Source organism: Synechococcus sp. H60.3, from assembly GCF_047462295.1.
In the GTDB taxonomy this organism is placed as follows: Bacteria; Cyanobacteriota; Cyanobacteriia; order Thermostichales; family Thermostichaceae; genus Thermostichus.
Genome location: NZ_JANSIY010000163.1, coordinates 1980 through 4139 on the forward strand (window position 1 = coordinate 1980; position 2160 = coordinate 4139).

Genomic DNA, 2160 nt, shown 5'->3' on the forward strand with positions numbered 1-2160 from the left:
TGGTGATCGTCGGGGTATTGGGCTTCGGAGCTGGCCGAGGGCTGGTGGCTGTCAACATAGGCACTTAGGGATCCCTTCTGGCAAAAGGACAAGGGCAGTGGGAATGCTACTTAGTTAAAGAAGGAAAGTGGATACCAGGGATCCTGCGTCCTCAATTGTAGGGAACTGACCTCTTGCCGGCGAGGTAGACTCGGCAGATGTTTTCCAGAACGCAGATCCTGGGATGATAAAAACACGATGAACCCGGAGGAGAGACGACGGCATGAAAGCCATGATCCTGGCAGCCGGCAAAGGGACACGGGTACGGCCCATCACCTACATGATGCCCAAGCCGATGATCCCGATTCTGCACAAGCCGGTCATGGAGTTCTTGGTGGAGCTGCTGCGGGAACATGGCTTCGACCAAATCATGATCAACACTAGCCACCTCGCTCACCAGATCGAAGACTACTTTCGCGATGGCCAGCAATGGGGAGTACACATCGGCTTTTCCTTCGAGGGCCACTTCGAGAACGGCCAGCCGGTGGCCGAACCCCTGGGATCCGCCGGTGGCATGCGCAAGATCCAGGATTTCTCTGGCTTTTTTGACAGCACCTTCGTGGTGCTCTGCGGCGATGCGCTAATCGACCTCAACCTAACCCAGGTGGTCAACTTTCACAAATCTAAGGGGGCATTGGCCACGGTGGTGTTGCGAGAGGTGGATCCCAGCCAAGTCTCCAGCTACGGAGTGGTGGTAACTGATGAGACGGGCCGGGTCACCGCCTTCCAAGAAAAGCCCAGGCAGGAAGAGGCCCTCAGCAACACCATCAACACCGGCATCTACGTGTTCGAGCCAGAAGTCCTGGACTACATCCCCCCCGGCTGCCCCTATGACATCGGCAGCGATCTCTTCCCCGCCTTGGTGAAAGCCGGCGCCCCCTTCTACGGCCTCAAGGCCGACTTCCAGTGGGTGGACATTGGCCGTACCCATGACTACTGGCTGGCAGTACAGAAGGTGCTGCGCGGCGAGATCAAAGGCGTCAAGGTGCCCGGGATCCAGATTCGGCCCGGCGTCTGGACAGGGATCAATATCCGCGCCAACTGGGATCGCATCCACATCGAGCCGCCGGTGTACATCGGGGCCAGCACCTACCTGGCGGATGGGGTAAAGCTCATCGGCCCCACGGCCATTGGCTACGGCTGTGTGTTGAACGAAGGGTGTACGCTGGATGGCAGTCTCATCTTTAACTACACCCAAATCGCCGCAGGAGTGACGCTGCGCCACCAGATGGTGATGGGTCGCTACTGCATTTCCTCCGATGGCAATGCCATCGATACGGAAGAGTCCAACCTCACCTGGTTGATCGGAGATGCCCGCAGCCATGGCAACGGCAAATCCCAATAGCGCCCTCTACCTTTACGGGATCGTTGCTGCCCCCGGCCCGCGCCACCTGAATGTGGTGGGGCTGGATAAGCAACCGGTGGGGGTTCACGTGCTGGGATCTTTGGCCTTTCTCTATTCCCAGGCTCGCCAGGAGCGCTACTTGGCCAGCCGGGCCAATCTGCTGGCCCACGAAGCCGTCCTAGAAACCGTCATGAACGAGGGACACCGCGCCCTGCTGCCGTTGCAATTTGGCCTGGTGGTGAGCGGCTGGGACCAGGTGGAGCAGGATCTGGTTAAACCGCACCTGGCCGATCTGTTGGCCCTGCTGCAGCGCCTAGAGGGCAAACGGGAGGTGGGGGTAAAAGTCTTCTGGGATCCCCAGCAAGAGCTCCAATTGGGGCTGGAGGAAAACCCCGCCCTGAAAGCCCGGCGGGACGCGATGGTCGGCACCCCCTTGGGGCTAGATGCAGTGGTGGAAATTGGACAAGCCCTAGAGCAACTGCTGGAGCAACGGCGCCAACACATTGCCCAAACCTTCACAGCCACCCTCGGCCCTCTGGCCGGCGACCGCGTCGAGGGAGAGCTGCTCACGGAAAATATGGTCTACAACAGCTCGTTTCTCATCAACTGGGAAGATGAGCCGGTTTTTGCCCAAAAAGTGGAGGAGCTGGATCGAGCCTTTCAGGGACGGCTGCGCATTCGCTACAACAATTTCACCGCTCCCTACAATTTCGCCAAGCTTTGACCGGCCTGTACTCACCCTCGTTTCGCTGGATCAGCGCATTCTTGCAAGCAAA

At 58.8% G+C, this 2160-nt stretch carries 2 protein-coding genes; both read left to right on the top strand.

Annotated features, from left to right (window positions below; all coding sequences use genetic code 11):
- The first annotated feature begins 262 nt into the window (after positions 1 to 262).
- On the top strand, positions 263 to 1384 hold the full coding sequence (locus NW841_RS12180; protein WP_414336050.1) for a sugar phosphate nucleotidyltransferase: 1122 nt from the start codon (positions 263 to 265) through the stop codon (positions 1382 to 1384).
- The gene (locus tag NW841_RS12185) at positions 1362 to 2108 is read left to right on the top strand and encodes a GvpL/GvpF family gas vesicle protein (RefSeq protein WP_414372760.1); all 747 of its coding nucleotides are present in this window, start codon (positions 1362 to 1364) and stop codon (positions 2106 to 2108) included. The genes NW841_RS12180 and NW841_RS12185 overlap by 23 nt, the downstream gene beginning before the upstream one ends.
- The last annotated feature ends 52 nt before the right edge of the window (positions 2109 to 2160 follow it).

Excerpts from the sequence above, each read along its gene's own strand:
- NW841_RS12180 (WP_414336050.1), top strand. The coding sequence starts at position 263 with ATGAAAGCCATGATCCTGGCAGCCGGCAAAGGGACACGGGTACGGCCC.
- NW841_RS12185 (WP_414372760.1), top strand. The coding sequence starts at position 1,362 with ATGGCAACGGCAAATCCCAATAGCGCCCTCTACCTTTACGGGATCGTT.